Source organism: Paraburkholderia heleia NBRC 101817 (genome assembly GCF_000739775.1).
Classification (GTDB): domain Bacteria; phylum Pseudomonadota; class Gammaproteobacteria; order Burkholderiales; family Burkholderiaceae; genus Paraburkholderia; species Paraburkholderia heleia.
This window is the reverse complement of sequence record NZ_BBJH01000010.1, coordinates 1-23,920: the sequence shown is the minus strand read 5'-3', so window position 1 is coordinate 23,920 and position 23,920 is coordinate 1. Positions and strand designations below refer to the sequence as shown.

Sequence of the window (23,920 nt, the reverse complement as noted above, 5' to 3'; positions counted from 1 at the left end):
CACGAGGCGAGAATGGACGGGATCTGGCAGGGTCAAGCGAGTCCCCGGGTCGTACTGGAATGCCGACGTGGTGAAATTGGTAGACACGCTATCTTGAGGGGGTAGTGGCGAAAGCTGTGCGAGTTCGAGTCTCGCCGTCGGCACCAAAGTTGAATCGAGTATCGTGCGCCGGAACTGCGTGGTGATACTGGAAAATATGGCGTTCGCGTGCTTCTGCCGCGAATGAGGCAAGAGAGCCGGCTCATAAGCCGGCCTTTTGCTTTTTCCGTTAATCGTAAGGACTCCGGCCTGGTTTCAGGCGCTTGCGCGAGCGTGCTTGCGATGTCGCGCGCGCGGCGTATATAATCGCCGCTCTTCGAGCAGGTCCGTAAGCTGACATGGCTCGATTCTGCGTCATCCCACTGGCGCAGAAGCCGTTCTGAATGGGGGTATAGCTCAGCTGGGAGAGCGCTTGCATGGCATGCAAGAGGTCAGCGGTTCGATCCCGCTTACCTCCACCATCGAATCAAGTTTGATGTGCCGCAGACAGTCGTAGAAGTCCGGGAAACCCGCTACAGCAAAGGCTTAGCGGGTTTTTTGTTGTCCGCTGAGATCCGTTGGTATCTGGCGGCATCCGGCAGATTTTTTGGTATTTCGGTTGGTATGTGACTAAGCTGTGTTGGTACCCCTTGCGCTCGAGGATGGAGGTGCGAGAGGCCGCTTACAGACGTTCAGTGCCGGAATGCGCGTTACCACCCTGACGGCAAAGGCAACAAGCCATCCGACGGTGGAGGGCTCTATCTTCACCTGGACGCTTCTGGCGGAAAATATTGGCGCTTGGCTTATCGATTCCAGGGTAGGCAGAAAACTTTGGCGATCGGAGTCTATCCTGCCGTGTCGCTGCTGGAGGCGCGCAAGCGACGAGATGGAGCCCGCGAAAAACTTGCATTGGGCATCGATCCGGGTGAGGCCAAGAAAAGTGAAAAGCACAAGGCCCTGATCGCAGCAAAAAATTCGTTCGAAGTCGTTGCTCGTGCTTGGCAGGCGGAAGCAAAGAAGGATCGAACTTGGTCTCAAGATTACTCAGATAAGGTCGTACGAGCGCTAGAACTGCACGTTTTCCCGTGGGTCGGACAACTGCCCATGCCGTCGATCCCCCAGGCCGAGATCGTAAAGTGCCTGTACCGTATCAAGGATCGCGGGCACTTAGCGCTGCAACTTGCCCCGATAGCGTTCCAGCGGCCTGGCCAGCTTCGTTTTGCCCACTGGGAGGACATGGATCTCGACGCGGCGATCTGGACTTGGCCGCCGGAAAAAATGAAGATCCGTGAGTGGAGAAAGCAGGATAGCCGGACGCCGCCGCATCTCGTGCCCCTGCCGCGCCAGGCAGTGGAGCTTCTACGAGATATCCATCCTGTGACCGGACCGACCGGGCCTATCTTTCGCAGCATGGCGAGGCGTTCGGAAGGCTCTCGCTATATGAGCGAGAACACGATCAACAGCGCGTTACGGACGCTCGGCTACGATACGCAAGAGGACATCACTGGCCATGGGTTCAGGGCGACTGCGCGGACTTTGATTCGTGAATATCTTGGTTGGGACCCGGACGTGATTGAACGGCACCTTGCACATGGGTCGGACGAGGAACTGGGCGATAGTTACGATAGGGCGACGCTTCTGGAGCGGCGGCGGCATAGGGTCCAGGCATGGGCTGACTTGCTCGATGTGTTGGCGGAAGGGAAGGTTCCTGCTCCAGTCAGAAAGTTTGGCAAGATGCAGGCCGATTTCGTCGAAGCCTGAAGGAGATTTATCGAGCCTCGGAGTAAGCGCGGAGTACACCGGGTATTGGGATCCAGCGGTGGATGGTCATCATGCGTGCTGCATTGCGAAATCAGGCATCTTAAGAATCTACGGGGCATCCGGCGGTTGCCGACCCAATGACGTCAGTTATCCCTTGGGCTGCAACGTCTGCTCCCATCTGTGCAACTGCCTTTCGTTCATGCGAGGCAATGCCGCTTGGTGAACTGTCGATATCGCACGCTGCTTCGATCTGCCGTCGGTGGTCCTTGATGAATGATGTTAAGACCTTCAAGTGTGGTCGCCGGGCAAAGTTACAACACTGGGAAATGCGAGGACGCGATTGACCTCAAGGTCGTGCAAGCGGGAGCCACAGGGGGAAAATATATGAACAGATAAGGTTGGCGGCCAGACTGGCGCTTCGGCGATCCCGGTGCCCAGCTATATCGTCGGCCGTATGCCCGGCAAGATCGATCATCGACGTGCAGAAAATCGCACCGTTCTTGCGCAGCAATTCCACTACCGCCGCGACCTGCGTTTCGTTGAGCTTGCTCCCTTTTACTTTTCCCTTGCTGTTCTTCGGAAGATTGATTCGCAGCCGCCCATATTTCCTGAACAGCTTAGGCAGACTGTGCGAGGTGAGGATCAACGCGCCAAGCGTCGAGACGGCTGGCGCGTCTGCGCCAATGCCCGTGAAATTGCCCGATTCGTCGATGAAGATATGCAAAGCCGCCTCCGTCGAGAACTGTAGCGGACTTTAGGTGGCTATGGCGTAGGAATATGCCCATCTTCATCGTTCCCGGGCTGCCAGTAAAGCGAAGGGTTGGGCAAAATGCGGCCTAACTTTTTTTGTGCCTCGTGTACTGGAAATCCGGCCATTACTGATGACGCTCTGATCTGTTGATACCGGTGCCAGCGCTGCTGGCACGCGTAAGCTCAACGTCCCGCTGCTGCGCCACCATCAACCGGAAGAATCACGCCCGTCGTGAAATCTGCGTCCGACAAGTAGCGGACCGCGTCGACAATGTCTTTGACTCGACCCAGTCGCCCGAACGGATTAAGCGTTGCCAGAAAGGCATGCTTGTCCGGGCTGTGCAGGGGCGTGTCGATCACACCGGGAGCCACGGCATTCACCTTGATGTTGTGTTTCGCCAGTTCCGTGGCAAGCGAACGTGTGGCCTGGTTGATTCCGCCTTTCACGAGTGCCGGTAAGGTCGCGGGCACGTTGGCGTTGGGCTGGATGCCGACCACGGCCGTGACGTTGACAATGTGTCCGCCGCCGTTCTCGATCATGTGCGTCACGGCGGCCTGTGTCGGATTGAAAAAACCGCGCAGATTCGTGTCGATCAGCTTGTCGAAATCGTCGGTCGTATAACCCGTAATCGGCTTGGCAATGAAGATGCCCGCGTTGTTCACGAGGATATCGACCTTTCCGAAGCGATGAATCGCTTCGCTAAAAAGACGCCGCGACGTGTCGGCAACAGCGATGTCTCCCGCTACCGCGAGGAAGTTATCCGGGTTGCCGAGTTTTTCGGCTGCATCGTGCAGACGTTCTTGCGAACGCCCGTTGCCGACGACGTTGAAGCCTGCCGACAGGTACGACTCGGCGAGTGCGAATCCGATACCGCTTGATGCGCCGGTAATGACGACGGTCCGAGACATGGCCAATTCCTCAATGTGTTAATCGAAAACAGAGGAATGGACGATACGCCCGGCAAACGAGATGAAGAATCAGGTGGTTGCGAAGAACACTTGTTCAAATTTCGAGGATGCTACAAACGAGCGGTGCAACGTCCGTGCGCAGCACTTGGCTGTGCGCTAATCCTGCGTACGGGCCGTGCTGTCTTTCGATAGATCGAGCAGGGCATTCATGGCGCGCTTGTAAGGCCCGATTTCATCCATCGCCGCCTGCAGGATTAACGCGCCTTGCAGGCGCGCGACCCAGTCTTCTGCGAAGTGTCGCGCCTTGACGGGCGATATGCCACTCTCGCGCGCCAATATCTCGATCGCCTCGATCCAGTGAACGAGCGCTCGAACCAGATTCTGTCGAGCTTCGGTGCCGATGCTGGCGCTGGACAACTGGCCGAGCACGCATGGCGTGCTGCCCCCGACATACATCTGGTCGAGCGTCGTCACGATCTTGCGGATGCGCGTTCTGAGCGAGCCGGCACCCCGGGCGATGCCGAGGATTTCGCTGTCGATGACGGTCGTGGCTCGCTCGAGCACGGCTTTTGCCATCTGCTCCTTGCCTTCGGGGAAGTGATGGTAAAGGCTCGATTTGCCGAGCCCGGTCACGCGCGACAGGTCGGCCAGGGACGCGCCCTCGAAGCCGCGGTCGCGAAATACCGTGAACAGACGGTCGACGATTTCGTCCTTCGTTGCCTGTGCGGCGGGCATGGTGTGCTCCATTAAAACCGACCATTCGGTACAGTCGGTAGCTTACGAAACTTCATAACACAAATCAATGCTTGACGAAGCGGATTTCTGTTTGTACTGTACCGATCGTTCGGTTCATTTCGATTGTTGAGCCGGACGTAACCCGATCCGATGATCCAGGAGATCCCGATGTCCGCGCTTCCCACCTATCAAACCGTTTCCGTCGCCGACCGTCGTACCGGTTCGGCGCTCAACCTGTTCTACCGCGAGGCCGGCCCGAAAGACGCACCTGCTGTTCTGCTGCTGCACGGCTTCCCGACCTCGAGCCACCAGTACCGTGGCCTGATCGCACGGCTCGCCGACAAGTACCGTGTGATCGCGCCCGATCTGCCCGGTTTCGGCTTTTCCGATGCGCCTGACGCAAAGGCGTTCAGCTATACCTTCGACCATCTTGCCGAGGTGATCGAGAGCTTTACCGACACGATCGGCCTGACGCGCTATGCGCTCTACGTGTTCGATTACGGCGCGCCCGTCGGTTTCCGACTGGCCGTTGCTAATCCGGAACGGGTGAGTGCGCTGATCTCGCAGAACGGCAATGCGTACGAGGAGGGGTTGAGCGAAGGCTGGAATCCGATCCGCGCTTACTGGCAGGACCCGTCCGAGGCGAATCGGGCGCAGTTGCGCGGCTTCCTGGCGGCCGGGACCACGCAGTTCCAGTACCAGCACGGCGAAGCGGATACGTCGCAGATCGCGCCGGAGAGCTATACGCTCGATCAGCACTTCCTTGATCGGGCCGGCAACGACGAGATCCAGCTCGATCTGTTCGGCGACTACAAGGCCAACGTCGCGGCCTATCCGCGTTTCCACGAGTATTTCCGCACGCACCGTCCGCCGACGCTGGCGGTCTGGGGCAAGAACGATCCGTTCTTCCTGCCTGCCGGTGCCGAGGCGTTCCGGCGCGACCTGCCCGACGCCGAAGTGCGTTTCGTCGATGGTGGACATTTCCCGCTCGAATCGCATCTGGACGAAGTAGCCGGGATCATCCGCGCGTTTCTTGCGCGCACGCTCGACGCCGCACAGGGCGCGGCGCTGTTCGGCGTACTGGATGCGGCGAGCGTGCCAGCGGAGGCCCGGCCGATTCTCGAGGCGATGCGCGGCGCGTTCGGCTTCGTGCCGAATCTCGGCTACGCGCTGGCGGCCGAGCCGGCGGTGCTCGGCGCTTATTTGAGCTGGCTGCAGGCGCTCGGCGCGACCTCGCTCGATCCGGTCGCGCAGCAGGTGGCGATGGCGGCGGCCAGCCGCGCGAATGCGGCCGACTATGGCGTGGCGGTGCATGCGACGCTGGCCGGCAAGCTCGGTGCGTCCGGTGTCGTCGTCGAGACGTTGCGCAATGGCGGCGCGTTCGCCGATCCGAAGCTCGAGGCCGTGCGTCTCTTCGCGACGGCCATCGCCTCCAAGCGTACCCAGGTGTCCGACAGCGACGTCAAGGCACTGACGGCGGCCGGTTTCGACCGACGTGCTGCAGTTGCGATCGCGATGGCAGTGGCGGGCAAGACGCTGGCGAATGCGGTGGCGCATCTGTCGCGGGTCGAAATCGATGCGGGTTTCGCGCCGGGCGCCGCGGCTTGATCGTCGGCCGGGACGGTCTCGTATGGTCTTTCCGGCGTTCGCCAATGGGGCTCAGTGATGCCGGATATCTCATCCAGTCAACGAATCGGTTTCGATCGGATCATCGGCGATCGCACGAATCCGATCAGCCGAATTGGCCGGCGTACCGTCATTCGCGATGAGATTGACTCGCGCGGCTTAAGCTGGCTTGGCGAAGCGGGAAAGAGATTCCCGGAGTCGTGGCGTCACGAAGTCGAGAAAGCGTCGCAGTTTGAGCGGCATCATATTTCGGGAAACGTGAACCAGCTGGATCGGCACCGGGTCGAGCTCGAAGGGGGCCAGTACGATCTCGAGCTTGCCGGCGTCGATGGCCTCCGCAACGTGATAGTGCAGCAGTTGCGTGAATCCGAGGCCGCGGATCGCAGCGTCGACGGCTGCATCGGGCGACGAAACCTGCAGCCGCGGCGAAATGGGGAGGATGACGAGCCGGCCTGTGTCCGGACATCGAAAGCTCCAGTCCGGCGAGAACATCGGTCCGTTGAATCTCACGCAAGGCATGTCCGTCAAATCAGCGGGCAGGCTCGGAGCACCTCTTTTCTCGAGCAAGGCAGGGCTTGCACAGACGACCGGGCGAAATGCGCCGATGCGCGTCGCGATCAGGCTGCTGTCGGGCAGTCGGCCGATACGTACAGCCACGTCGACGTGGGCTTCGACCAGATCGACATTGCGGTTCGACTGCGTCAGTGTGACGTCGATCTCGGGAAACTCGTCCAGAAAGTCCAGGATCTGCGGCAGCACATGGAGCCGCCCGAGCAGCACTGGCGTTGCGATTGTGAGCTCTCCGCGCGGTACCGTGAATTCTCCCGTTGCCTCGCGTTCCTGTTCGGCAACCAGTTCCAGAATCTGCCGGGCCGTGGCGGCATAGGCCACGCCCGCATCCGTCAGTGCCAGCTTGCGCGTCGTCCGCGTGAGCAGGCGCGTGCCGAGCTGTTCTTCCAGATCCGTGACCCTGCGCGTAAGCGTGGGCACCGGCACGTTCATTTCCCGCGCGGCGGCCGAGAAACTGCCTTTCTCGATCGCGGCGAGCAGCATGGTCATGGCTTCGAGTCGGTCCACGTCACTTGTCCATTTTTTGAGGAAATGAAAACCGATTTTAGTGGATTCAACATCAAAGCGCCGGACGGCATGATGCGGTTCAGTCGACATCAGTTAGTTTCTCAAGGACCTGTTCATGCAACCTTCTGACTTTTTTGCTCCCGCTTCCATCGGTGCGATGCGTGTCTCGAACCGTGTCGCCATGGCGCCGCTGACGCGGGCGCGCGCCGACCTCGAAGGCGTGCAGACGCCGCTGGCAGCCAGGTACTACAGCCAGCGTGCTTCGGCCGGATTGATCGTCGCAGAGGCGACGAATATTTCCCGGCAGGGGCGCGGTTATGCCTATACCCCCGGCGTCTACACGGATGCACAGGTTCGCGCCTGGCGGCAGGTGACCGATGCGGTGCACGACGCGGCCGGCACGATCGTGCTGCAGCTTCTGCATACGGGACGGATTTCTCACGTGAGCCTCCACGAGGGCTCGCGTGCGCCGGTGGCGCCCTCGGCGATCCAGGCGGGTGGCACCGTGCTGACCGCAGCCGGCATGCTGCCACCGTCCATGCCGCGCGCGCTGCATGCGGACGAAATCCCCGGTGTGATCGACGAGTATCGGCACGCGGCCCGGATGGCGGAGGAGGCCGGATTCGACGGCGTCGAAATCCATATGGGCAACTGCTTTCTGCTCGAGCAGTTCCTGCGGGACAGCACGAATCATCGGGACGATCACTACGGCGGGTCGATCGAAAACCGGCTGCGTTTGCCCGTCGAAGTCGCGCAGGCTGTAGCCGGAATCTGGGGCGCTGGGCACGTGGGCGTGCGGCTGTCGCCAGTCAAGACCACGATCGGCGAAACGCCGCTCGACAGCGATCCGCAATCGACGTATGGACGGCTTGCCGAACGGCTCGGCGCACTGGGTCTCGCGTATCTGCACTGTATCGAGGAGCGGGCGCCGGCCAGCGCGTTAGGCGCATTCGACTTCCAGTCTCTGCGTCGTGCGTTTGACGGCGCCTATATCGCGAACGGCGGCTACGATCGCGCTCTGGCGGCAGAGGCGGTCGCAAGCGGCCACGCCGACATGGTCGCCTTCGGCAAGGCATTCATCGGCAACCCGGATCTGGTCGATCGGCTGCGTGAGGGCTGGCCGCTGACGGAGGCGGGACCGGAGACGTATTACGGCGGTAGCGCCAAAGGCTATACGGACTATTCCCGGTACCAGGCTGCCTGAGCTGCGCTGGTTTGCGCGGCCGATTGCCGCGACATGATTCTCGCGTCGTCATCACGAATGGCGGCCCGTCCATTGAGGAACATAAGTATTCCTCTTTAATAACTGTGTGAAGGAAGAAAAATGAAGCTGAAGAACAAGGTTGCATTGGTCACGGGCGCCACGTCGGGCATCGGCCTGGAAACCGCGAAGCTGTTCCGCGCGGAAGGCGCTTCGGTCATCGTACTCGGCTCAAATGCAGAGCGTCTCGCGGCCGCCGGTAAGGAAGTCGGTGGCGAGGTGTTGCTGCTGTCCGCCGATCTGCGCAAGCCGGCCGATATCGAACGTGCCATCGAAGCGGTACGTGTCAAGTTCGGCCGTATCGACGTGGTGTTCGCCAATGCGGGTGCCGGCAAGGTCGCGCCGCTCGAGGCCGTCACCCCGGCACTGATCGACGAACATTTCTCGCTGAATTTCACGGGCTTGTTCCTGACGATCCAGAAGGCGGTTCCGCTCATGCCGAAGGGCGGCAGCATCGTGGCGACGACGTCGTTCCTCGACACCGTCGGCATGCCGGGTCTGTCGTTGCTGGCTGCGACGAAGGCAGCCGTCCGGTCGCTGGTCCGCACGCTGGGCGCGGAACTGGCGCCGCGCGGCATCCGCGTGAATGCCGTGAGCCCGGGTGCGATCACGACGCCGTTCTACGGCAAGCTCGGTCTGACCGACGAGCAGCTCGCGGCAACCGCATCGGCCATTCAGGCCAGAGTGCCGCTGCAGCGCTTCGGCGAGTCGATCGAAATCGCTCGCACCGCGCTGTTCCTGGCCAGCGACGATTCCTCGTACACGACGGGCGTCGAGCTGGTGGTCGACGGCGGACTCACGCAGTTCTAAGGCCGGCCGACACGCATCCTGAGAAGGGGCTCGGAACGAGGCTTGCCAGCAAGCCTCGTCTAAACCGTTCGCCATTCAAGCAAAGTTTTTCAGACAGGGAGAACCCGACAATGAAAACGCGAATTCTTCTGGCCGCAGCCGTGGCGCTGACGACCAGCCTTGCTGTACAGGCCGCGCCGTTGGAGTCGATTTCGAGCACGACCTCTTATCATCGCGCCACGGTCGATGGCGTCAAGATTTTCTATAGAGAGGCTGGCCCCAGGGACGCGCCGACGATCGTGCTGCTGCACGGCTTTCCGTCGTCGTCCCGCGAATTCGATTCGTTAATCCCATTGCTGGCAACGCACTATCACCTGATTGCGCCAGATTTTCCCGGCTTCGGTCAGAGCGATGCGCCGTCCCCGACGGCGTACACCTACACCTTCGATCACCTGGCGCAGACGACCAGCGAACTGCTCGATCAGCTCGGCGTGAATCGCTACAGTCTGTATCTCCACGACTACGGTGGGCCGGTCGGTTTCCGGATCATGGTCGCGCATCCCGAACGGTTACAGGCACTGGTCATCCAGAATGCCAATGCCTACCGGGAAGGGCTCGGCGTGAAATGGACAGGTATCGCCCAGTACTGGGCAGACCCCAAGGCACACCCGGAAGTGCTGGACACGTTCATCTCGTTTGGCGCAACCGAACAGCGGCACACCGCCGGGACATCGCATCCCGAACGATACGATCCCGATACGTGGACCGACGAATACGCCCATCTGTCGCGGCCCGGTCAGCGCGAGATCCAGGGCGCGCTGCTGTACGACTACCGGACGAATGTCGCGTCGTATCCGGCCTGGCAAGCCTGGCTGCGCGAGCACAAGCCGCCGACCCTCGTGGTATGGGGCAAGAACGATCCGTCGTTCATCGCGCCGGGAGCCGAAGCCTACGGGCGGGATCTGCCCGATGCGGAGATCCATCTGCTCGACGCCGGGCACTTCGCGTTCGACGAACAGACGGACGAGATCGCGAGCCTGATGCTCGATTTCCTGAAGAAGAACGTTGACTGACCTGAGCGCGGATGCGGCGACAGGCCAGGGCTCGTCGCGCCGCGCTCGGAGAACAAACTTCGAGGATGCTATGAAACATGTGAGCTTGTTGTGCCGCTATCCGGTGAAAGGGCTGTCGGCGGAAACGCTGTCGAGTGTGTCGCTGAAGATCGGGCAGGGGTTTCCGTCCGACCGGCGCTATGCCATTGCGAACGGCGAGTGGGTTTTCGATGCGGCCGGTTTCGTGCCTCGTCCCAAGACCGACTATCTCGCACTCGTCAAATACGAGCGGCTCGCTGCGTTGTCGACGTCCTACAGCGACAGCGACGAGATGTTGCGGGTCCGGGAGCGGGCCGGCCAGACGCAGCAATTCCATCTCGGCAGCGAGGTCGACCGCGTGCGCTTCAGCGACTTCATGCTCCGTGTGTTCGAGGGTACGCCGCTGCCGGGACGTCCCGAGCTGGTGGGTGCCGACGGCATCCGGTTCACCGACGTCAGCGTGTATTCGCCGGCGCTGATGAATGCCATCTCGCTGATCAATCTCGCGACGTTGCGCGATCTGGGCCGCGCCATGGGTGCCGAACCCGATCCGCTGCGTTTCCGGGCGAATGTGTATTTCGACAACGGCATGCCGTGGAGCGAGCTTGAGTGGCTCGACCGTGAAGTGATGATCGGCAACGCGAGGGCCCGCATCGTGCGGCAGACGCGACGCTGCGCTGCGACGAACGTCAATCCGGCCACTGCGCAGCGTGACCTTGGCATTCCCCAGGCGCTGGCAAAGCATTTCGGCCATGTGTTCTGTGGTGTCTACGCCGAGATCGCGAGCGACGGCTACGTCGAGCTCGGGGACGAGATCGGGCCGCTATGAGCCAGTAGGTATGTTTTCGATCCGGCCGCGCGATGCGGCCTGGTTGTTATCCGTTTGTTCAGCAAAAGGATTCATGATGGACCGCCGCCTTCTTGTACTCGCCCTTGGCATGTTCGCGCTGGGCACCGATAGTTTCGTCGTCGCCGGCATCCTGCCGCAGATTTCCCATGCGTTCCATGCGAGCATCGGTGCGGCCGGTCAGATGACCACGGCTTATGCGCTGACCTATGCGTTGCTCGCGCCGACGATCGCGGCGCTGGCCGCCGGTGTACCGCGTAAGAGACTGATGCTGATCGGTCTTGGATTGTTCGTCGTTTCGAACTTGGCGACGACGCTCGCGCCCAGTCTCGGCCTGGCGTTGCTGTCGCGCGTGCTGGCTGGCGTGGGGGCCGCAACGTTCTCGCCGACGGCGACGGGAGCGGGAGCCATGCTGGTGCCGCCGGAGCGTCGCGGCTTTGCATTGTCGGTGATCGTCGCTGGACTGACGACAGCGACTGCTCTGGGTTCGCCTATCGGAGCAGTCATCGGGGGGCTGGGCGACTGGCGGTGGACGCTCATGTTCGTCGCTGCGTTGGGTGCCGTTGCATTCATCGGCGTGTGGGCGCTGTTGCCCGAAATGCCACTTGCGCCCGCCATCACGCTTGGAAAGCGCATTGCGCCGATTGCCGATGCGCGCGTGGCGCTGACACTGGCGACGACGCTGCTTGCCATGAGCGGCATCTTCACCGTCTACACCTACTTCTCGGTGGTATTCGATCGTGCCGTGGGCGGCCAGGCCATCGTGCTTGGCGTGCTGCTGGTGATGTGGGGGGCGGCAGGCACGGTATCCAATCTCCTTGCCGGGCGATTGATCGACTCGTTCGGCTCGCACAAGGTGATCGTGCTGATGTTGGGGCTGCTCGTGATCGATATGACGGCCTTTCCGTGGACGAGTCTCCATGTCTGGAGCGCCGCACTGGCTATTGCGGTCTGGGGCGCCTGCGGATGGGGCATACTCGTTCCGCAACAGCACCGGCTCGTTACGCTGGCACCCGCCATCGCGCCGGTACTGATCGGACTCAATACGGCAGGCACCTATTTCGGCGTGACGGCGGCCGGCATTATCGGTGCGGCGGCGATCCCTGTCGTCGGCGGACATCGACTCGGGTTCGTCGCCGCAGTGCTGGTAGCCGTTGCGCTGCTGGTGTCCGAACTGGCGACGCGGCGCATCATGGCCGCATCTGAGCATGCCAAGATTTGCACTGCTCCAGCACACGGTCCTTCCCATTTATGCAAGGTTGTAGCTCGTTCGGATGTGCATAATTAAGGGACTTAAATCTCTCTTTTTCGTCCGGGAAATCACCGTGTCGCACGTTCATCCGTTACCCGTTCATACCCACTCCTCGATTCCTTCGCGAGCGATCGTGTCACGCACGCGCGGTCACCGTGGAGGTTCGATCACTCGATTGATGAGTCCGTCGGATCTTGGCCGAATGGTCAAGCCGTTCGTATTTCTCGACCTGTGGTCGGCAGTTACGACGGCGTGCCGAGCCCGGTTCCGGCACCGCAGGGCATCAACTATGTGCTGGTCACGCTGCGCTCGGGCGAGCGCTGGACTTATCATCCGCCGGAGGGGTATACGGTCGGCTGGCTAGCACTGGCCAAGGGCGAACTCGATACGGGCGGCGTCGTTTCGGCCGGCGAGATGGTGGTTTTCGAGTCCAGCGAGGCGCCGATTGTCCTTGAGGCAACCGGAACCGAAGACGCTGTGTTCGTGCTGGGTTCGGCGAAGCCGCACGATCACTCACTGCATCTCGGCTACTACTCCGTGCATACCTCCGCGGAAGCGCTTGAGGCCGGTGAGCGGAACATCGTCGAACTCGGCCGCAAGCTGCGCGAAGCAGGTGACCGGCGTACCGGAACTGGAAATATCCCTGTCTTTCGTTGAACGGAAACGGCAGGCAGGGCTGAGCGTAGCGTGATTCGGTGCAAGGCGTGGTGCCTTTGGCTGGACTCAGCCCGCAAATTTCTCGGCCAACTTCCGATGCCTGAATGCCTCGGTGAGAAAGTCGATGAAGACCCGGGTCTTACCCGGCAACAATCTCCGCGATGCGTAATAGAGTTTGATCAGCCCGCCATCGGCATACCAGTCCGGTAGCAGCCGGACCAGGGTGCTGTCTTCGATTTCGGGAAGCACGTCGGGCACCATGAGCATCGCCACGCCGAGCCCCAGCTTCGCCGCTTCGCGCATGGCGGTCGGGTCGTTCATGACGATGTCTTCGCCAGCTGTGGCGATGGCCTCGTTTCCCTGCCGGTCGCGCATCGTCCACTTGCGAATCCGTCCGGTAGCCATGCCCCGCATCGCGATGCCTCGTAGCCCCTCGAGTTGATCCGGGCGCGACGGAAAAAGATGTTCGCGCATGTACGCGGGTGACGCGACGGCGATGAGGTGCGCGGGGGCGAGGTTTCTTGCCACCACGCCGGGTGCGAGGTCGAATCCGCCGCCGATGGCGAGATCGTATCCTTCGCGTACGAGATCGACTTGCCGATTCTCGAAATGCCATTCGGGCCGTACGCGCGGATACTGCCGCAGGAATTCCGGCAGCAGAGGCAGGACGTAGCGCAGACCGAAGGTCGGGCTCACGCTGACCTTCAGAATTCCGGCGGGCTCATGTGCGCCAGAAGATGTTTCCTCAATCGCCGACTGCAAGGTGTCGAGGCTCGCACCGATCGACTGCAGGAAGCGCTCGCCCGCTTCGGTGAGCGTGAGCCGCCGGGTGGATCGTTGCAGCAGACGCACGCCCAGATTGCGCTCGAGCGCCGCGACATTACGACTGACCGCTGCCGGTTCGTCAATATGCGTACCGTCGGCGCGGCATCTGCCGAACTGTTCGATGCGATCCGGTCGGGAACGTTCGCCGACATCGATGCCGTGCACTTCGAGCTTCGGGAGGCAGCCGCCGCGCATCGCGCGATCGAAAAACGGACGCTCCAGGGGCTGCCGGTACTGATCCCACCGCTTGCCACGCGCTGCTAGGGAGTGGTGCACCGGCCATACCGCATCCGCCTCAATCTCGAGGCGATTCGATCCGGGTTGCCTCCCTGATTCACGCTATTCCGGTTGAAAATTCAATGAGCAAGCTTGCAGAAAAAGTCGCCATCGTCACCGGTGCTTCAAAGGGCATTGGTGCCGCTATCGCGAAGGCACTCGCATCATCAACATCGGCTCGGTGGTGTCGCGCACTACGCCGCCGGCAAACGCAGTCTATAGCGGGACGAAGGGTGCAGTAGACGCCATCACGGGGGTACTGGCGAAGGAGCTGGCGCCCCGCGGGATTCGGGTCAATGGTGTCAATCCGGGCTATGTCGTGACTGAGGGCACGCAGGATGCCGGCATCGTCGGATCGGATCTCGCGGATGCCGCGATCGCCCACACTCCGCTGGGTCGTTCTGGCGAGACGCGCGATATTGCCCCGGTCGTCGCTTTTCTGGCATCCGACGATGCTCGCTGGTTGACCGGCGAATGCATCATTGCGAGTGGCGGGATGCGCTGACGGACAAGCTGGAATAGAGGGTGAGGCGATCCCCACCCTCCGCTGCTTTATCGAGCAGCCGTACCGGCGTCTTCGAAGGCGCGGCGAAATGCCTGGATGCGCGCCGCGTTGTACGCATCCGCGAGCGGCGTGCCGAAGGCGACATCGAATCCGTGCGTAGCGCCGCGGTAGAGGTGCAGTTCCACCGGGACACCGGCTTCGACCAGTTGCGCGGCATAAAGCAGGCTTTCGCGCGCGAGCAGGTCCAGATCGCCGACGCCGATCACGGCCGGCGCGAGACCGGCCAGATTGCCGATGCGCGTCGGCACAGCCGGATAAGGCGGCGTTTCGGCTTGGAAGCGTTCGTTATCGCCGAGGTAGCTTTGCCAGCCGAACAGGTTCGAATCCTTCGGCCAGATGAATTCCCCGGCGTTGGGGCCAGGATTGAGGCCAAGGCCCGTGCGGTTGTCGAGCATCGGGTAGGTCAGCAACTGGAGCACGATCGGTACTTCGCCGCGGTCCCGCACGAGGAAGGCGAGTTGCGCGGCCAGGCCGCCGCCACCGCTTTCACCGGTGATGGCGATCCTGGCCGGATCGACGCCGAGTTCGCCAGCCGACGCATGCAGCCACTTGAGCGCGGCGTAGCAGTCTTCGAGGCCAGCCGGAAACGGATGCTCGGGCGCGAGCCGGTAATCGACCGACACGACGACGCAGTCGAGTTCGTGCGCGAACGTGTGGCAAAGGCCGGCGGCCGGTTCGGGCGTACCCGCGACGAATCCGCCGCTGTGAATGTGCAGGATGGCCGGCCGATCCGATCGGGAACCCTGCGGCTTGAATACCAGCACGCGGACCGTGCCGTCCGGCGTCTGAATCGAGCGCGATTCGGACGTGACGTCACTGCGCCGGGCGGGGTCGTTCAGCATTGCGACGAATTTGTCGATCTCGGGCCGGATCGGAATCAGATTCTCGGCATTGATGTCGAGCACGGCCGGTTCGTTGCCGTAAACGCAAGAAGATTTTTTTCAAGCAGATGCTTTCCGCTCATTCGTTGACTCCAATACTTTGGTGAGGAATGTAGGCAACCATGCTAGCGAAAAGTAGTTATCCGGACTATGCGCGTAATCTGGATGAAGTATGAGAGAGATTTCATGAATGAATATTCCGCCGACTAACGAGCTGGTTGCATTTCAGAAAGTAGCCAATCGGCTGAGTTTTCGGAAAGCATCCGAAGAGCTCAATGTAACGCCATCCACGCTAAGTCACCTGATCCGTTCTCTCGAGGAGCGGCTGAAGACGCGGTTGCTGAATCGAACGACGCGCAGCGTCGCTCTGACGGAGCCTGGAAGAAAACTATTCGTTCAGCTCAACGCGATTCCCGGCAATTTGAGCGATGTACTCGAAGGCTTGCACGAGGAAGCTGGCCGGGCGGGACCATACGGATCAATACTGGCGAGGTGGCGGCCAGGATTTTCTAAGAAAATTAATCACAACGGCCTCGTCATCGAGGCTGCGATCAAGGGGCTCGGTATTGCGCATCTTCCAGTGGCGCTGATCGAGGACGAGCTCTCCGCTAAGCGGCTGGTCGTGCTTCTGGACGACTGGTGTCAGTCTTTGCCGGGACTGTGTCTCTATTACCCCAAGAATCGCCATCTTCCATTGGCGTTCCGGTGTCTACTTGGCATATTGAAGGGGAACGTCTGATCTGGATTTCGAACGTGGCCGGAAAAGGATTGGGCACGTTCGGAAGCGGGGAGATTTAACGAGGATGTTTCATCACGTGGGAATGCAATTTTTATTGCAGAGCCCCGGAAGCGGGAAGTTCACCTACGACTTGACCCAGACGCATCTCGGTCTCGGAGCGTTGTTGTAAACCGCGTTCGAGCAGGGCGGCGGAACGTGTGCGCGTACCCGGATGCGCGGCCGATTTAAAGAAGGCCGACAGCGCGGGCGGGAAGACTGCATCGGGTGGCAGTGAAACGACATCCATCAATGCCTTGCTTTCGACGATCGCGTGCTTTTCGAAGGATGCTAGTCGGAGCGCGAAGTTATCCACGAACGCCTCGATCTCGGCATCGGGCAGCGCCCGATTGATATAACCATAGCGTTCGGCGACTTCGGCCGTAAAGTCGTCGGCGCCGAGAACGACCTCGAGTGCGCGTCCGCGGCCCATCAACCCGGCAAGGCGAGCCATCGGATTGCCGCCGGGTACGACGCCGAGCCCGACCTCGAACTGTCCCAGTATCGCGCGCTCGAGGCTGGCGAAACGCATGTCGCAAGCCAGCACAAATTCGCTGCCGGCGCCGCGCGCCCGGCCGCGAATATCGGCGATCGAGACCACAGGCGCGCGCGACAAGCGTGCTAGTACATCGATCCACGGGTGCATACCCGTTGGCCCGGGCAGCATAGCGGCGACCCGCTGTTTGTCAGCGAGCACATCCCAGTGAGCCATGAAGAAATCCGGGTCGGCGCTTCTGAACACGATGGCCTTGACGTCGTTATCGCTTTCGAGCGAGGCAACCAGATTCTGCAATTCTTCGATCGTATCCGGATCGATCAGATTGATCGGTGGATTACGGAACGTTGCGATCCACAAGCCCGATCTAACGTCCAGGCTGATTTGCTTGTTCATCTCTGTTTTCCCGTGGAGGTTGATGTCTGCCTACACAGCCGGCAAGTTCAAACGCGAGCCTGAGTCTGTGCTGCGAAGCGTTGAATGAGCCAGGATGCTGCCGGCCCTGGTGGTGCATCGATACGATGTATTGCGCTGAGCTTGTATCGACCGCCATCCGACTCAGGAAGACGCAGCCGCACCAATCTGCCGGCCTCGATGTCTGCTCGTACCATGGGCTCGGGCATATTGCCCCATCCAATGCCCGCGACGAGCAGTGCGTGTTTCGAGCCGAGGTCGGCCAGCCGCCACGTGCGCAGACTGAGTACGCCGAAATCATGCCCTTCCGTGACGGGCGAGCGATCTGTCAGGACAAGCTGCACGTGTTTGCGGATGTCTCCTGGAGTGGGATTTCCGTTGCTAACGAGCGCGTGTAATGGCGATGCGACAGGGATGAGTTCGACGTGGCCGATATGGATAGATTCGATCCCTGGCGAGGCTTCTTGCAGCGGGCCACTGATGCCGATGCCGGCACGGCCTTCCTGGACGAGATGCACGACAGCACCGAGCGCTTCGACGTGCAACTTGATAGCGACAGTCGGAAATTCGGCTTCGAACGCATGTAAGGCATCGACCAGGCGCTCAGTAGGAAGCATGACGTCTACGGCGAGCACGACTTCGCCTTCCAGGCCGCTGATGAGACCTCGTACGCGCGCCCGGAGGCTGTCGACACCGTTGCACACCGTGCGCGCTTCCGACAGAACGGCGATTCCAGCTTCGGTCAGCGTGGGTTTCCTGGTCGATTCTCGATCGAACAGCGGGACGCCCAACTGGGTTTCCAGGGTGGCGATCGTATAACTGATGGCCGAAGTCGCTCTACTTAATCGACGGGCCGCCGCCGCGAAACTGCCTGTTTCGACCACGGTCAGAAAGACCTTCAGTTGATCGAGACTGGGTATTCCGGGGTTGCTCATAAAGCCTCTGGGGGATTTCTTGCCATGCCACGCTGATCCCGGCTTCGAGAAGGGAGAAGCTGCAATCCTCGAAGCTGATCTCAGTTCGGTGGCGGCAGTGTCGAATGCCAGTCAGATCTGGATGCCGATCTTCCCGAAATGGCTGCCCTGAGCCTGATAGCGGAAAGCATCTGCGAGCTCCTCGAGACCGAAGTGACGATCGATGACGGGCTTCAATCCCGTCGCGTCGATACCGCGGATCATCTCGATTTGCTGCATACGGCTGCCTACGATGATACCTTGCAGCCGTGCCTGTTTTGCCATGAGCTGTACGGTGGGTACATGCCCGCCCCAGCCGGTATGAACCCCGATCAGTGCAATCAATCCGCCCAGGCGAACAGCTTCGATAGACTGCGTCAGAGTGCCTGGCCCTCCGAGCTCGATGACATGATCGGCGCCTCGTCCCCCGGTGAGATCCAGTACGCGGCGTCCCCATTCCGGGCACGCCTTGTAGTTGATCGTATGATCGGCTCCGAGCGCCGTGGCGCGCTTGAGTTTTTCGTCGGATGACGACGTTATGATGACCGTCGCGCCCATTCGCTTTGCGAACTGCAGAGCGAAGATCGATACGCCACCCGTGCCTGGCACCAACACGGTATCGCCGGCCTGAATCCGGCCTTCGACAACGAGTGCTCGCCAAGCCGTGAGTCCAGCCGTCGTCAGGGTCGCCGCCTCCGCATGTGTATAGCTGCGTGGTGCTTGCGTGAACGAGTTTGCGGCTGAAACGACGACGTCTCGCGCGTATCCGTCAACCCCGTCACCCGGAACAGACGAGAAATCCCGGACAGGCGGTCGGCCAAGCTGCCAGGCTGGCGAAAAACAGGAGACGACACAATCGCCGGGCTTGAATTCCGCCACGCCTTCGCCGACTTCCTCGACCACTCCCGCACCGTCGGAAAGAGGAATCCGACCGTCCGTAGCAGAACCGGGAATGGTCGCCACGTTGTAGTCGTGATAGTTCAGCGAGCTGGCATGAAGACGTACCCGGATCTGCCCCTGCTTGGGAGAGCCAGGATCTTCCAGATTGGTCTGCTTGAGATTTTCCAGACCGCCTGGAGCGCGTAGCAGGATGGCTTTCATGTTCTTTTTGATTTTTCCGCGTAACCGCGGCGCAAACCTGGTCGGCGATTAAGGCTGGAATGCCGCGACAACGCGGGTAGCATCCCAATACTCGCGAAGCGTGACGATTTTTCCGCCTTCGGCGCGCAGATAGAGGATGTAGTTCTGGTTGTAAGCACGTCCGGTTTTGATGGCCGTGCCGCTGCCAGTGAATTCCGCCACGACCGCATCTTCGCCTTCGATGCGAAAAACCTTTGATACTTGTACCTGGAAATCGCTGACAGCGTCGAGGAAGCCGCGGACGCTTTCAGCTATGGCTTCGATTCCGTGTAACGGGCTTTTGATGCCAGCTGACGCGCCATAGACGAACTCCATGGTGGCGTCGTCCGCGAACAGGGCACGCCAAGCGGCGAAATCAACCAGCATCTCGTGAAGGTGCGCTTCGAGTAGTTCGGGGGCGTGCATCATGCGATCACCTTTACCGAAGGATGGTACACATCGAGGCTGAACGCCTCCGCGCCCGATATGGAGATCTGGATTTGCGAGTTCATATTTTTTGCAATAGATGAAGCAGGCGAGTAGGTCAAGCCTGCGTTGTGCGGCTTACAGAGGGGGACATGACATTCGTGGATACGAAGGTATCTGGAAATCATTGATAAGAATAGCCGGAAAATTTTGGTGATTATGTTCAAGTAATTTGAAATGGTTGATCTCAATCGGTCCAGAAATTTTTTGACTATCGAGGAGCGCCCTTGAAGTCCAAGGTGCGATGACGCTTATCGACCGGCACCGCTCCACGACGGACTTGCCGGCGTGTCACCTAACCCTTCCAAAAGAAATTCAGCAAAAACCGCTACCGCAGGTGGCACGGGCGGGCGACTCGTGTAGACGAGCTGCAGTCCGAAGCCGGTACCTGAACGCCGATAGGTGGGCAGAACGCGTACCAGTTTGCCTTGCGCAATCATTGGCCCGGCCAGCAGTTGCGGCACCAATGCAATGCCCAGGCCAGCGACGCAAGCTTGCACCAGCACTCGCATGTCGTTGACCGCGAACCTGCTTTTGATCGATACCTCCTGGCTGCCACGTGCGCCATGCAAACGCCACATGCTGCGACCCTGCCGATTGGAAATCGTCAGACAGTCGTGTTCGGCCAGATCTCGCAGCGTTCGTGGCGCAGGTCGCCGCGCCAGATAGGCGGGGCTCGCCGCCAGAATCACTTCATCCGGTGCCAGTCGACGCACCTTAAAACCGCTACCCGTCTCGATGCCGGTACGTAAAGCCAGGTCGACGCGCTCGGTGATCAGATCAGAGGGAGAATCATCAAGCAGAAAATCGACGCTGATGTTTGGGTAGCGGGTATAGAACTTGACCAGCCATTCCATGCCGAAGAATTCAAACAGACCAGCCATCGCGGTAATTCGGACCGAGCCAGACAGTGTCTGCTCATCAGCATGGCGCTGCCCGATCTCCAGAATCTGGTCGAGCGCAGGCGCATAGCGTTCAAACAGTGCTTGCCCTTCTGTGCTCAGCGCGAGTTTGCGCGTCGAGCGATGCAGCAGACGGGTGCCGAGCTGTCCTTCGAGCCTATCGATGCGTCGACTCAATGTATTCGACGGCATACGTAGACGTCGTGCCGCTTCAGAAAAGCTGCCGGAACGGACTACCTGGACGAACATCGCCAGGTCATTCAGATCGATCACGCGATTTCTCCAAAAATGGATTAATTCCATCCGATTTTACCGTCTAGTCTGGAATGCCCTCAGTCTCCATACTTCGAACTCTATGCAGGAAGTGATTATTTCCAATCGTTCAAAACAGACAAAGAATCTCTTGGCCAGATCGATCCAGGCCTTCAGCCAAATTGAGAAACTCATCGAACTACATGCCGACCGCCTATACGCGGACGGCGATAACACTGCACTGGCTGATTGCATTGCTGATCGTCTGTGGCTTTGCGCTCGGCTGGGTGATGACCGACATCCCCGGCTTCACGCCGACCAAGCTCAGGTGCTTCTCGTGGCACAAATGGATCGGCGTGACCGTGCTTGCGCTCGCTGCCCTGCGCTTGTTGTGGCGCGCCACGCATGTGCCGCCTGCATTGTCCGACAACGTCACGGGCTTACAGCGCGTGGCCGCACATGGCGTACATCACCTCCTGTACCTGCTGATGTTCGCGGTTCCGCTGACTGGCTATTTCTACAGTTCGGCCGCTGGCATCCCGGTGGTCTATCTGGGACTTGTGCCGCTGCCGTCCCTGATTAATCCGAACCCGGCGCTCAGGCCCGTACTACGCGAAGCGCACGTGCTGCTCGACTACACGCTGCTTGCGGTCGTCGTATTGCACGTGTTGGGCGCGCTGAAGCACCGGTTTTTCGATCGCGACGACGTACTGTCGCGCATGTTGCCCTTTCTCAAGTGAAGACGATTCGATGAACGTTCTGTTCCTGCCCTCCATGATGGTGGCTATGGCGGCCATCACCTTCGGCCTTGTCGGCAGAGCACATGCGCAGGTAGATCCAGCACAGAGCAAGGTATCGGCCGTAGCCAGACAGATGAACGTGCCCACGGAAGGCGTGTTCAGGAAGTTCACAGCCCAGATCAAGTTCGACCCAGACAAGGCAGCGCAGGGCAATGCGCAGGTCACGATCGATGTCGGCAGCTACGACCTCGGAGACACCTCGTACAACGATCAGGTTGCTGGCAAAGAATGGTTCGACGCGAAGGACTTCCCGCAAGCCATCTTCGTTTCCACGGCGATTGTGCCGACCGGTGGCAACCACTACAACGTGACCGGCAAGCTCACCATTAAGGGCAAGACTGTGCCGGTCACGGTGCCAGTTACGGTGACCCGGGCTAGCGGCAAGCAGATATTCGATGGCACGCTGCCGATCAAACGCCTCGTTTTTGACATCGGTACCGGTGCGTGGAAAGACACTTCGATCGTCGCCGACGACGTGCAGATCAAGTTCCATCTCGTAGCCGTGAAGTAAACGAGAGCGGCTGCCTATTTCCCACTTCCACCATGCCGTGCTTCGCGCGGCGCTCATTACCCAGGAGATCATTTTGGAAAGAAACCTGATGCTTGCCATCGGCACGCTCGCCGCCGCCGTGTCGTTCTCGGCTTCCGCCGAACCCACGACCTATCAGTTCGATCCGACGCATACCTATCCGAGCTTCGAAGCCGACCACTTCGGCGGCCTGTCGGTCTGGCGCGGCAAGTTCAACACTTCGTCAGGTACCGTCGTGCTCGACCGCGCTGCCAAGACCGGTACGGTCGACGTGATCACCAAGGTCGCCTCGGCCAACACCGGGAACCAGGCGCTCGATGCTGAACTCGGCGGCGAAAAATTCTTCGATGCGGCCAAATTCCCGGACGCTCACTACCAGGGCAATATCAAATTCGACGGCAGTACGCCGTCGGAAGTCGTCGGTTCGCTCACGCTGCACGGCGTCACGCAGCCGCTCACGCTGAAAATCCACACGTTCAAATGCCTCGTGAACCCGATGCTGAAGAAGGAAGAGTGCGGCGTCGATGCCTACGGTGAGTTTGACCGCTCGGCATTCGGTGTCGACTTCGGGAAGTCCTACGGTTTCAGCATGAAGACCAAGCTGCTGATCCAGGCCGAAGCCATCAAGCAGTAATCCCACTGGAGATTAGTCTCATGAAACTGCTACACGTAGATTCCAGCATCCTCGGGCAGGGCTCCGTCAGCCGTGACCTGTCGGCGGATATCGTTGCCACCTTGCGGGGCCGCCATCCCGATCTGACGGTCAGTCGTCTTGATCTTGCTGCTACGCCGATCGGCCATCTGACGGCGGCACACCTCGGGGCCGCCCAGGGTGCGTCCGTGGACGAGGCACTAAAGGCTGACGTTGCCATAGGCAATATCGCGCTCGAGGAATTTCTCGCAGCCGATGTCGTGGTCGTTGGCGCACCGATGTACAACTTCACCGTATCGTCGCAACTGAAAGCCTGGATCGACCGCATTGCTGTTGCCGGAAAAACCTTCCGCTACGGGGAGCAAGGTCCGATCGGACTGTGTGGCGACAAGAAGCTCATCATCGCTTCGTCGCGCGGCGGCGCTTATATCGAAGGCTCGCCTGCCGCCTTCATGGATCATCAAGAAACCTATCTGCGCGGACTTTTCGGCTTTCTGGGCATCACAGACATCACCTTCATTCGTGCTGAAGGTGTCGCGATGGGTTCTGAAGCACGTAGCGGCGCTGTCGCCTCGGCAAAGACGGAAATCGCAACGCTTGCTGCCTGATATTGACGGGGCACTCGCGACGCAAGAACTGATGTCCGTGGATGATGCACCGGAAAGATTGGTCGATCTGTTCCTTGGCTGATGAGCGAAGCCAATCAAACAGGCGCGAAGGTTGAGCTAGAAAAGGCAAAGCCGCTCGAGTTCGGATTCCCCGCCACATGCGACGTGTTTCATAGCGGAAATGCGGAGACCGATCTCTCTAGCGTATCGACTTTCTGCCGATCAGATCAGGGCTTACGCAACAATATGAATTTCGATCGCCAGCAGCTAGAAGCGTTTTCTGCGATAGTGGAGACTCGACATTTCGGCCGTGCCGCGACGTTACTGAATGTCACTCGCGGCGCGGTGTCTCTTAGAACCCTTAACAAAATGAACGAAGGGGCTGTTAACCCTCGACGAATGCTGTTAACCTTTTCATTGTTTCGACGACGAAAAGGACATGGCCAAGCCGATACTCGACGACGAACTTTGGGCACTCATCGAACCGTTGCTGCCCCCTCCCAAACTACGGCGAACCCGTTATCCGGGGCGCAAGCCGCTCGACAATCGTGCGGTGCTCACCGGCATTCTCTTCATCTTGCAGACAGGCCTGCGTTGGGACCTGCTACCTCGCG

The 23,920-nt window shown here is 60.2% G+C and carries 25 protein-coding genes, 2 tRNA genes and 3 pseudogenes; 19 read left to right on the top strand and 11 right to left on the bottom strand.

From position 1 onward, the window contains the following. Positions 1-61: 61 nt before the first annotated feature. The 4 genes and pseudogenes from BHE01S_RS11180 (at position 62) to BHE01S_RS39020 (ending at position 1,779) form a co-directional block, all read left to right on the top strand. Positions 62-146, top strand: a tRNA-Leu gene (locus tag BHE01S_RS11180). Positions 147-424: 278 nt separating this feature from the next. Next, positions 425-500 (top strand) — tRNA-Ala (locus BHE01S_RS11175). 211 nt (positions 501-711) lie between these two features. After that, a pseudogene (locus BHE01S_RS39530) lies at positions 712-948 on the top strand (Arm DNA-binding domain-containing protein); the annotation flags it as partial. Next, positions 928-1,779 (top strand): tyrosine-type recombinase/integrase, encoded by an 852-nt coding sequence (locus BHE01S_RS39020; protein WP_407669497.1) that lies wholly within the window; start codon positions 928-930, stop codon positions 1,777-1,779. The pseudogene BHE01S_RS39530 and the gene BHE01S_RS39020, both read left to right, overlap by 21 nt. Before the next feature lie 346 nt (positions 1,780-2,125). Here BHE01S_RS39020 and BHE01S_RS11165 read toward each other — a convergent pair whose 3' ends face one another. The 3 genes from BHE01S_RS11165 to BHE01S_RS11155 all read right to left on the bottom strand — a co-directional run bounded on the left by BHE01S_RS11165 (position 2,126) and on the right by BHE01S_RS11155 (position 4,173). Further along, a complete protein-coding gene (locus BHE01S_RS11165; RefSeq protein ID WP_042263787.1) occupies positions 2,126-2,503 on the bottom strand; it encodes a hypothetical protein in 378 nt (125 codons plus the stop codon). A 209-nt stretch (positions 2,504-2,712) separates the two neighbouring features. Continuing rightward, positions 2,713-3,438, bottom strand: coding sequence for an SDR family NAD(P)-dependent oxidoreductase (locus BHE01S_RS11160; protein WP_042263785.1), 726 nt, complete (start codon positions 3,436-3,438; stop codon positions 2,713-2,715). Positions 3,439-3,594: 156 nt separating this feature from the next. After that, positions 3,595-4,173: a TetR/AcrR family transcriptional regulator gene (locus BHE01S_RS11155; RefSeq protein ID WP_042263907.1), complete on the bottom strand. Its 579-nt coding sequence runs from the start codon at positions 4,171-4,173 to the stop codon at positions 3,595-3,597. A 168-nt stretch (positions 4,174-4,341) separates the two neighbouring features. On the opposite strand from BHE01S_RS11155, the gene BHE01S_RS11150 reads away from it, so the two are divergent. Continuing rightward, positions 4,342-5,781 (top strand): alpha/beta fold hydrolase, encoded by a 1,440-nt coding sequence (locus tag BHE01S_RS11150; RefSeq protein WP_042263905.1) that lies wholly within the window; start codon positions 4,342-4,344, stop codon positions 5,779-5,781. A 177-nt stretch (positions 5,782-5,958) separates the two neighbouring features. On the opposite strand, the gene BHE01S_RS11145 is transcribed toward BHE01S_RS11150, so the two are convergent. Next, complete coding sequence (locus BHE01S_RS11145) at positions 5,959-6,966, bottom strand: LysR family transcriptional regulator (protein ID WP_084068750.1); 1,008 nt, start codon at positions 6,964-6,966, stop codon at positions 5,959-5,961. Positions 6,967-6,991: 25 nt separating this feature from the next. Between BHE01S_RS11145 and BHE01S_RS11140 the strand changes: the two genes are divergently transcribed. The 6 genes from BHE01S_RS11140 to BHE01S_RS11115 all read left to right on the top strand — a co-directional run bounded on the left by BHE01S_RS11140 (position 6,992) and on the right by BHE01S_RS11115 (position 12,773). Continuing rightward, the gene (locus BHE01S_RS11140) at positions 6,992-8,080 is read left to right on the top strand and encodes an alkene reductase (protein ID WP_042263783.1); all 1,089 of its coding nucleotides are present in this window, start codon (positions 6,992-6,994) and stop codon (positions 8,078-8,080) included. A gap of 120 nt (positions 8,081-8,200) precedes the next feature. Next, on the top strand, positions 8,201-8,947 hold the full coding sequence (locus BHE01S_RS11135) for an SDR family oxidoreductase (protein ID WP_042263781.1): 747 nt from the start codon (positions 8,201-8,203) through the stop codon (positions 8,945-8,947). Between the two features lie 110 nt (positions 8,948-9,057). Then, positions 9,058-9,999, top strand: coding sequence for an alpha/beta fold hydrolase (locus BHE01S_RS11130; protein ID WP_042263778.1), 942 nt, complete (start codon positions 9,058-9,060; stop codon positions 9,997-9,999). 70 nt (positions 10,000-10,069) lie between these two features. Continuing rightward, positions 10,070-10,846, top strand: a complete 777-nt coding sequence (locus BHE01S_RS11125) for an MOSC domain-containing protein (protein WP_042263776.1) — start codon at positions 10,070-10,072, stop codon at positions 10,844-10,846. A 10-nt stretch (positions 10,847-10,856) separates the two neighbouring features. Next, positions 10,857-12,152 (top strand): MFS transporter, encoded by a 1,296-nt coding sequence (locus BHE01S_RS11120; protein ID WP_322787292.1) that lies wholly within the window; start codon positions 10,857-10,859, stop codon positions 12,150-12,152. Between the two features lie 195 nt (positions 12,153-12,347). Then, positions 12,348-12,773: a pirin family protein gene (locus BHE01S_RS11115; protein WP_407669494.1), complete on the top strand. Its 426-nt coding sequence runs from the start codon at positions 12,348-12,350 to the stop codon at positions 12,771-12,773. Between the two features lie 66 nt (positions 12,774-12,839). Here the strand turns inward: BHE01S_RS11115 and BHE01S_RS11110 are convergent, their stop codons facing one another. Continuing rightward, positions 12,840-13,763, bottom strand: coding sequence for a LysR family transcriptional regulator (locus BHE01S_RS11110; protein WP_245639705.1), 924 nt, complete (start codon positions 13,761-13,763; stop codon positions 12,840-12,842). A 262-nt stretch (positions 13,764-14,025) separates the two neighbouring features. Here BHE01S_RS11110 and BHE01S_RS11105 point away from each other — a divergent pair. After that, a pseudogene (locus tag BHE01S_RS11105) lies at positions 14,026-14,379 on the top strand (SDR family NAD(P)-dependent oxidoreductase); the annotation flags it as partial. Between the two features lie 47 nt (positions 14,380-14,426). Here BHE01S_RS11105 and BHE01S_RS11100 read toward each other — a convergent pair. Beyond that, on the bottom strand, positions 14,427-15,344 hold the full coding sequence (locus tag BHE01S_RS11100) for an alpha/beta hydrolase (protein WP_052405846.1): 918 nt from the start codon (positions 15,342-15,344) through the stop codon (positions 14,427-14,429). Between the two features lie 166 nt (positions 15,345-15,510). Between BHE01S_RS11100 and BHE01S_RS11095 the strand changes: the two genes are divergently transcribed. Next, the gene (locus BHE01S_RS11095; protein WP_042263772.1) at positions 15,511-16,059 is read left to right on the top strand and encodes a LysR family transcriptional regulator; all 549 of its coding nucleotides are present in this window, start codon (positions 15,511-15,513) and stop codon (positions 16,057-16,059) included. A gap of 91 nt (positions 16,060-16,150) precedes the next feature. On the opposite strand, the gene BHE01S_RS11090 is transcribed toward BHE01S_RS11095, so the two are convergent. From BHE01S_RS11090 to BHE01S_RS11070, 5 genes are all read right to left on the bottom strand, one after another. Next, positions 16,151-16,987, bottom strand: coding sequence for an enoyl-CoA hydratase/isomerase family protein (locus tag BHE01S_RS11090; RefSeq protein ID WP_042263769.1), 837 nt, complete (start codon positions 16,985-16,987; stop codon positions 16,151-16,153). 47 nt (positions 16,988-17,034) lie between these two features. Then, positions 17,035-17,940 carry a LysR family transcriptional regulator gene (locus BHE01S_RS36630; protein ID WP_084068746.1) on the bottom strand — a complete coding sequence of 302 codons (906 nt, stop codon included), beginning with the start codon at positions 17,938-17,940 and terminating at the stop codon, positions 17,035-17,037. Positions 17,941-18,051: 111 nt separating this feature from the next. Beyond that, the gene (locus BHE01S_RS11080) at positions 18,052-19,059 is read right to left on the bottom strand and encodes a zinc-dependent alcohol dehydrogenase family protein (protein WP_042263766.1); all 1,008 of its coding nucleotides are present in this window, start codon (positions 19,057-19,059) and stop codon (positions 18,052-18,054) included. A gap of 48 nt (positions 19,060-19,107) precedes the next feature. Further along, the gene (locus BHE01S_RS11075) at positions 19,108-19,506 is read right to left on the bottom strand and encodes a nuclear transport factor 2 family protein (RefSeq protein WP_042263761.1); all 399 of its coding nucleotides are present in this window, start codon (positions 19,504-19,506) and stop codon (positions 19,108-19,110) included. A gap of 308 nt (positions 19,507-19,814) precedes the next feature. Continuing rightward, positions 19,815-20,738, bottom strand: coding sequence for a LysR family transcriptional regulator (locus BHE01S_RS11070; protein WP_042263758.1), 924 nt, complete (start codon positions 20,736-20,738; stop codon positions 19,815-19,817). Between the two features lie 182 nt (positions 20,739-20,920). On the opposite strand from BHE01S_RS11070, the gene BHE01S_RS11065 reads away from it, so the two are divergent. The 6 genes and pseudogenes from BHE01S_RS11065 to BHE01S_RS11045 form a co-directional block, all read left to right on the top strand. After that, positions 20,921-21,457 carry a cytochrome b gene (locus BHE01S_RS11065; protein WP_042263756.1) on the top strand — a complete coding sequence of 179 codons (537 nt, stop codon included), beginning with the start codon at positions 20,921-20,923 and terminating at the stop codon, positions 21,455-21,457. 10 nt (positions 21,458-21,467) lie between these two features. Next, positions 21,468-22,028 (top strand): YceI family protein, encoded by a 561-nt coding sequence (locus tag BHE01S_RS11060; protein ID WP_042263754.1) that lies wholly within the window; start codon positions 21,468-21,470, stop codon positions 22,026-22,028. Between the two features lie 88 nt (positions 22,029-22,116). Continuing rightward, positions 22,117-22,680 carry a YceI family protein gene (locus BHE01S_RS11055; RefSeq protein WP_157025312.1) on the top strand — a complete coding sequence of 188 codons (564 nt, stop codon included), beginning with the start codon at positions 22,117-22,119 and terminating at the stop codon, positions 22,678-22,680. 20 nt (positions 22,681-22,700) lie between these two features. Further along, positions 22,701-23,306, top strand: a complete 606-nt coding sequence (locus BHE01S_RS11050) for an FMN-dependent NADH-azoreductase (RefSeq protein WP_042263752.1) — start codon at positions 22,701-22,703, stop codon at positions 23,304-23,306. Positions 23,307-23,387: 81 nt separating this feature from the next. Further along, positions 23,388-23,648, top strand: a pseudogene (locus tag BHE01S_RS39795) (hypothetical protein); the annotation flags it as partial. Positions 23,649-23,745: 97 nt separating this feature from the next. Then, on the top strand, positions 23,746-23,920 hold a 175-nt coding region (locus BHE01S_RS11045; protein ID WP_042263749.1), incomplete at its 3' end, for a transposase.

What these genes read in the sequence shown, in the direction of transcription:
- BHE01S_RS11160 (WP_042263785.1), bottom strand. Translation starts at nt 3,438, where the DNA reads ATGTCTCGGACCGTCGTCATTACCGGCGCATCAAGCGGTATCGGATTC.
- BHE01S_RS11155 (WP_042263907.1), bottom strand. Translation starts at nt 4,173, where the DNA reads ATGCCCGCCGCACAGGCAACGAAGGACGAAATCGTCGACCGTCTGTTC.
- BHE01S_RS11150 (WP_042263905.1), top strand. Translation starts at nt 4,342, where the DNA reads ATGTCCGCGCTTCCCACCTATCAAACCGTTTCCGTCGCCGACCGTCGT.
- BHE01S_RS11145 (WP_084068750.1), bottom strand. Translation starts at nt 6,966, where the DNA reads ATGTCGACTGAACCGCATCATGCCGTCCGGCGCTTTGATGTTGAATCC.
- BHE01S_RS11140 (WP_042263783.1), top strand. Translation starts at nt 6,992, where the DNA reads ATGCAACCTTCTGACTTTTTTGCTCCCGCTTCCATCGGTGCGATGCGT.
- BHE01S_RS11135 (WP_042263781.1), top strand. Translation starts at nt 8,201, where the DNA reads ATGAAGCTGAAGAACAAGGTTGCATTGGTCACGGGCGCCACGTCGGGC.
- BHE01S_RS11130 (WP_042263778.1), top strand. Translation starts at nt 9,058, where the DNA reads ATGAAAACGCGAATTCTTCTGGCCGCAGCCGTGGCGCTGACGACCAGC.
- BHE01S_RS11125 (WP_042263776.1), top strand. Translation starts at nt 10,070, where the DNA reads ATGAAACATGTGAGCTTGTTGTGCCGCTATCCGGTGAAAGGGCTGTCG.
- BHE01S_RS11120 (WP_322787292.1), top strand. Translation starts at nt 10,857, where the DNA reads ATGTTTTCGATCCGGCCGCGCGATGCGGCCTGGTTGTTATCCGTTTGT.
- BHE01S_RS11095 (WP_042263772.1), top strand. Translation starts at nt 15,511, where the DNA reads ATGAATATTCCGCCGACTAACGAGCTGGTTGCATTTCAGAAAGTAGCC.
- BHE01S_RS11090 (WP_042263769.1), bottom strand. Translation starts at nt 16,987, where the DNA reads ATGAACAAGCAAATCAGCCTGGACGTTAGATCGGGCTTGTGGATCGCA.
- BHE01S_RS36630 (WP_084068746.1), bottom strand. Translation starts at nt 17,940, where the DNA reads ATGAGCAACCCCGGAATACCCAGTCTCGATCAACTGAAGGTCTTTCTG.
- BHE01S_RS11080 (WP_042263766.1), bottom strand. Translation starts at nt 19,059, where the DNA reads ATGAAAGCCATCCTGCTACGCGCTCCAGGCGGTCTGGAAAATCTCAAG.
- BHE01S_RS11075 (WP_042263761.1), bottom strand. Translation starts at nt 19,506, where the DNA reads ATGATGCACGCCCCCGAACTACTCGAAGCGCACCTTCACGAGATGCTG.
- BHE01S_RS11065 (WP_042263756.1), top strand. Translation starts at nt 20,921, where the DNA reads ATGCCGACCGCCTATACGCGGACGGCGATAACACTGCACTGGCTGATT.
- BHE01S_RS11060 (WP_042263754.1), top strand. Translation starts at nt 21,468, where the DNA reads ATGAACGTTCTGTTCCTGCCCTCCATGATGGTGGCTATGGCGGCCATC.
- BHE01S_RS11055 (WP_157025312.1), top strand. Translation starts at nt 22,117, where the DNA reads ATGCTTGCCATCGGCACGCTCGCCGCCGCCGTGTCGTTCTCGGCTTCC.
- BHE01S_RS11050 (WP_042263752.1), top strand. Translation starts at nt 22,701, where the DNA reads ATGAAACTGCTACACGTAGATTCCAGCATCCTCGGGCAGGGCTCCGTC.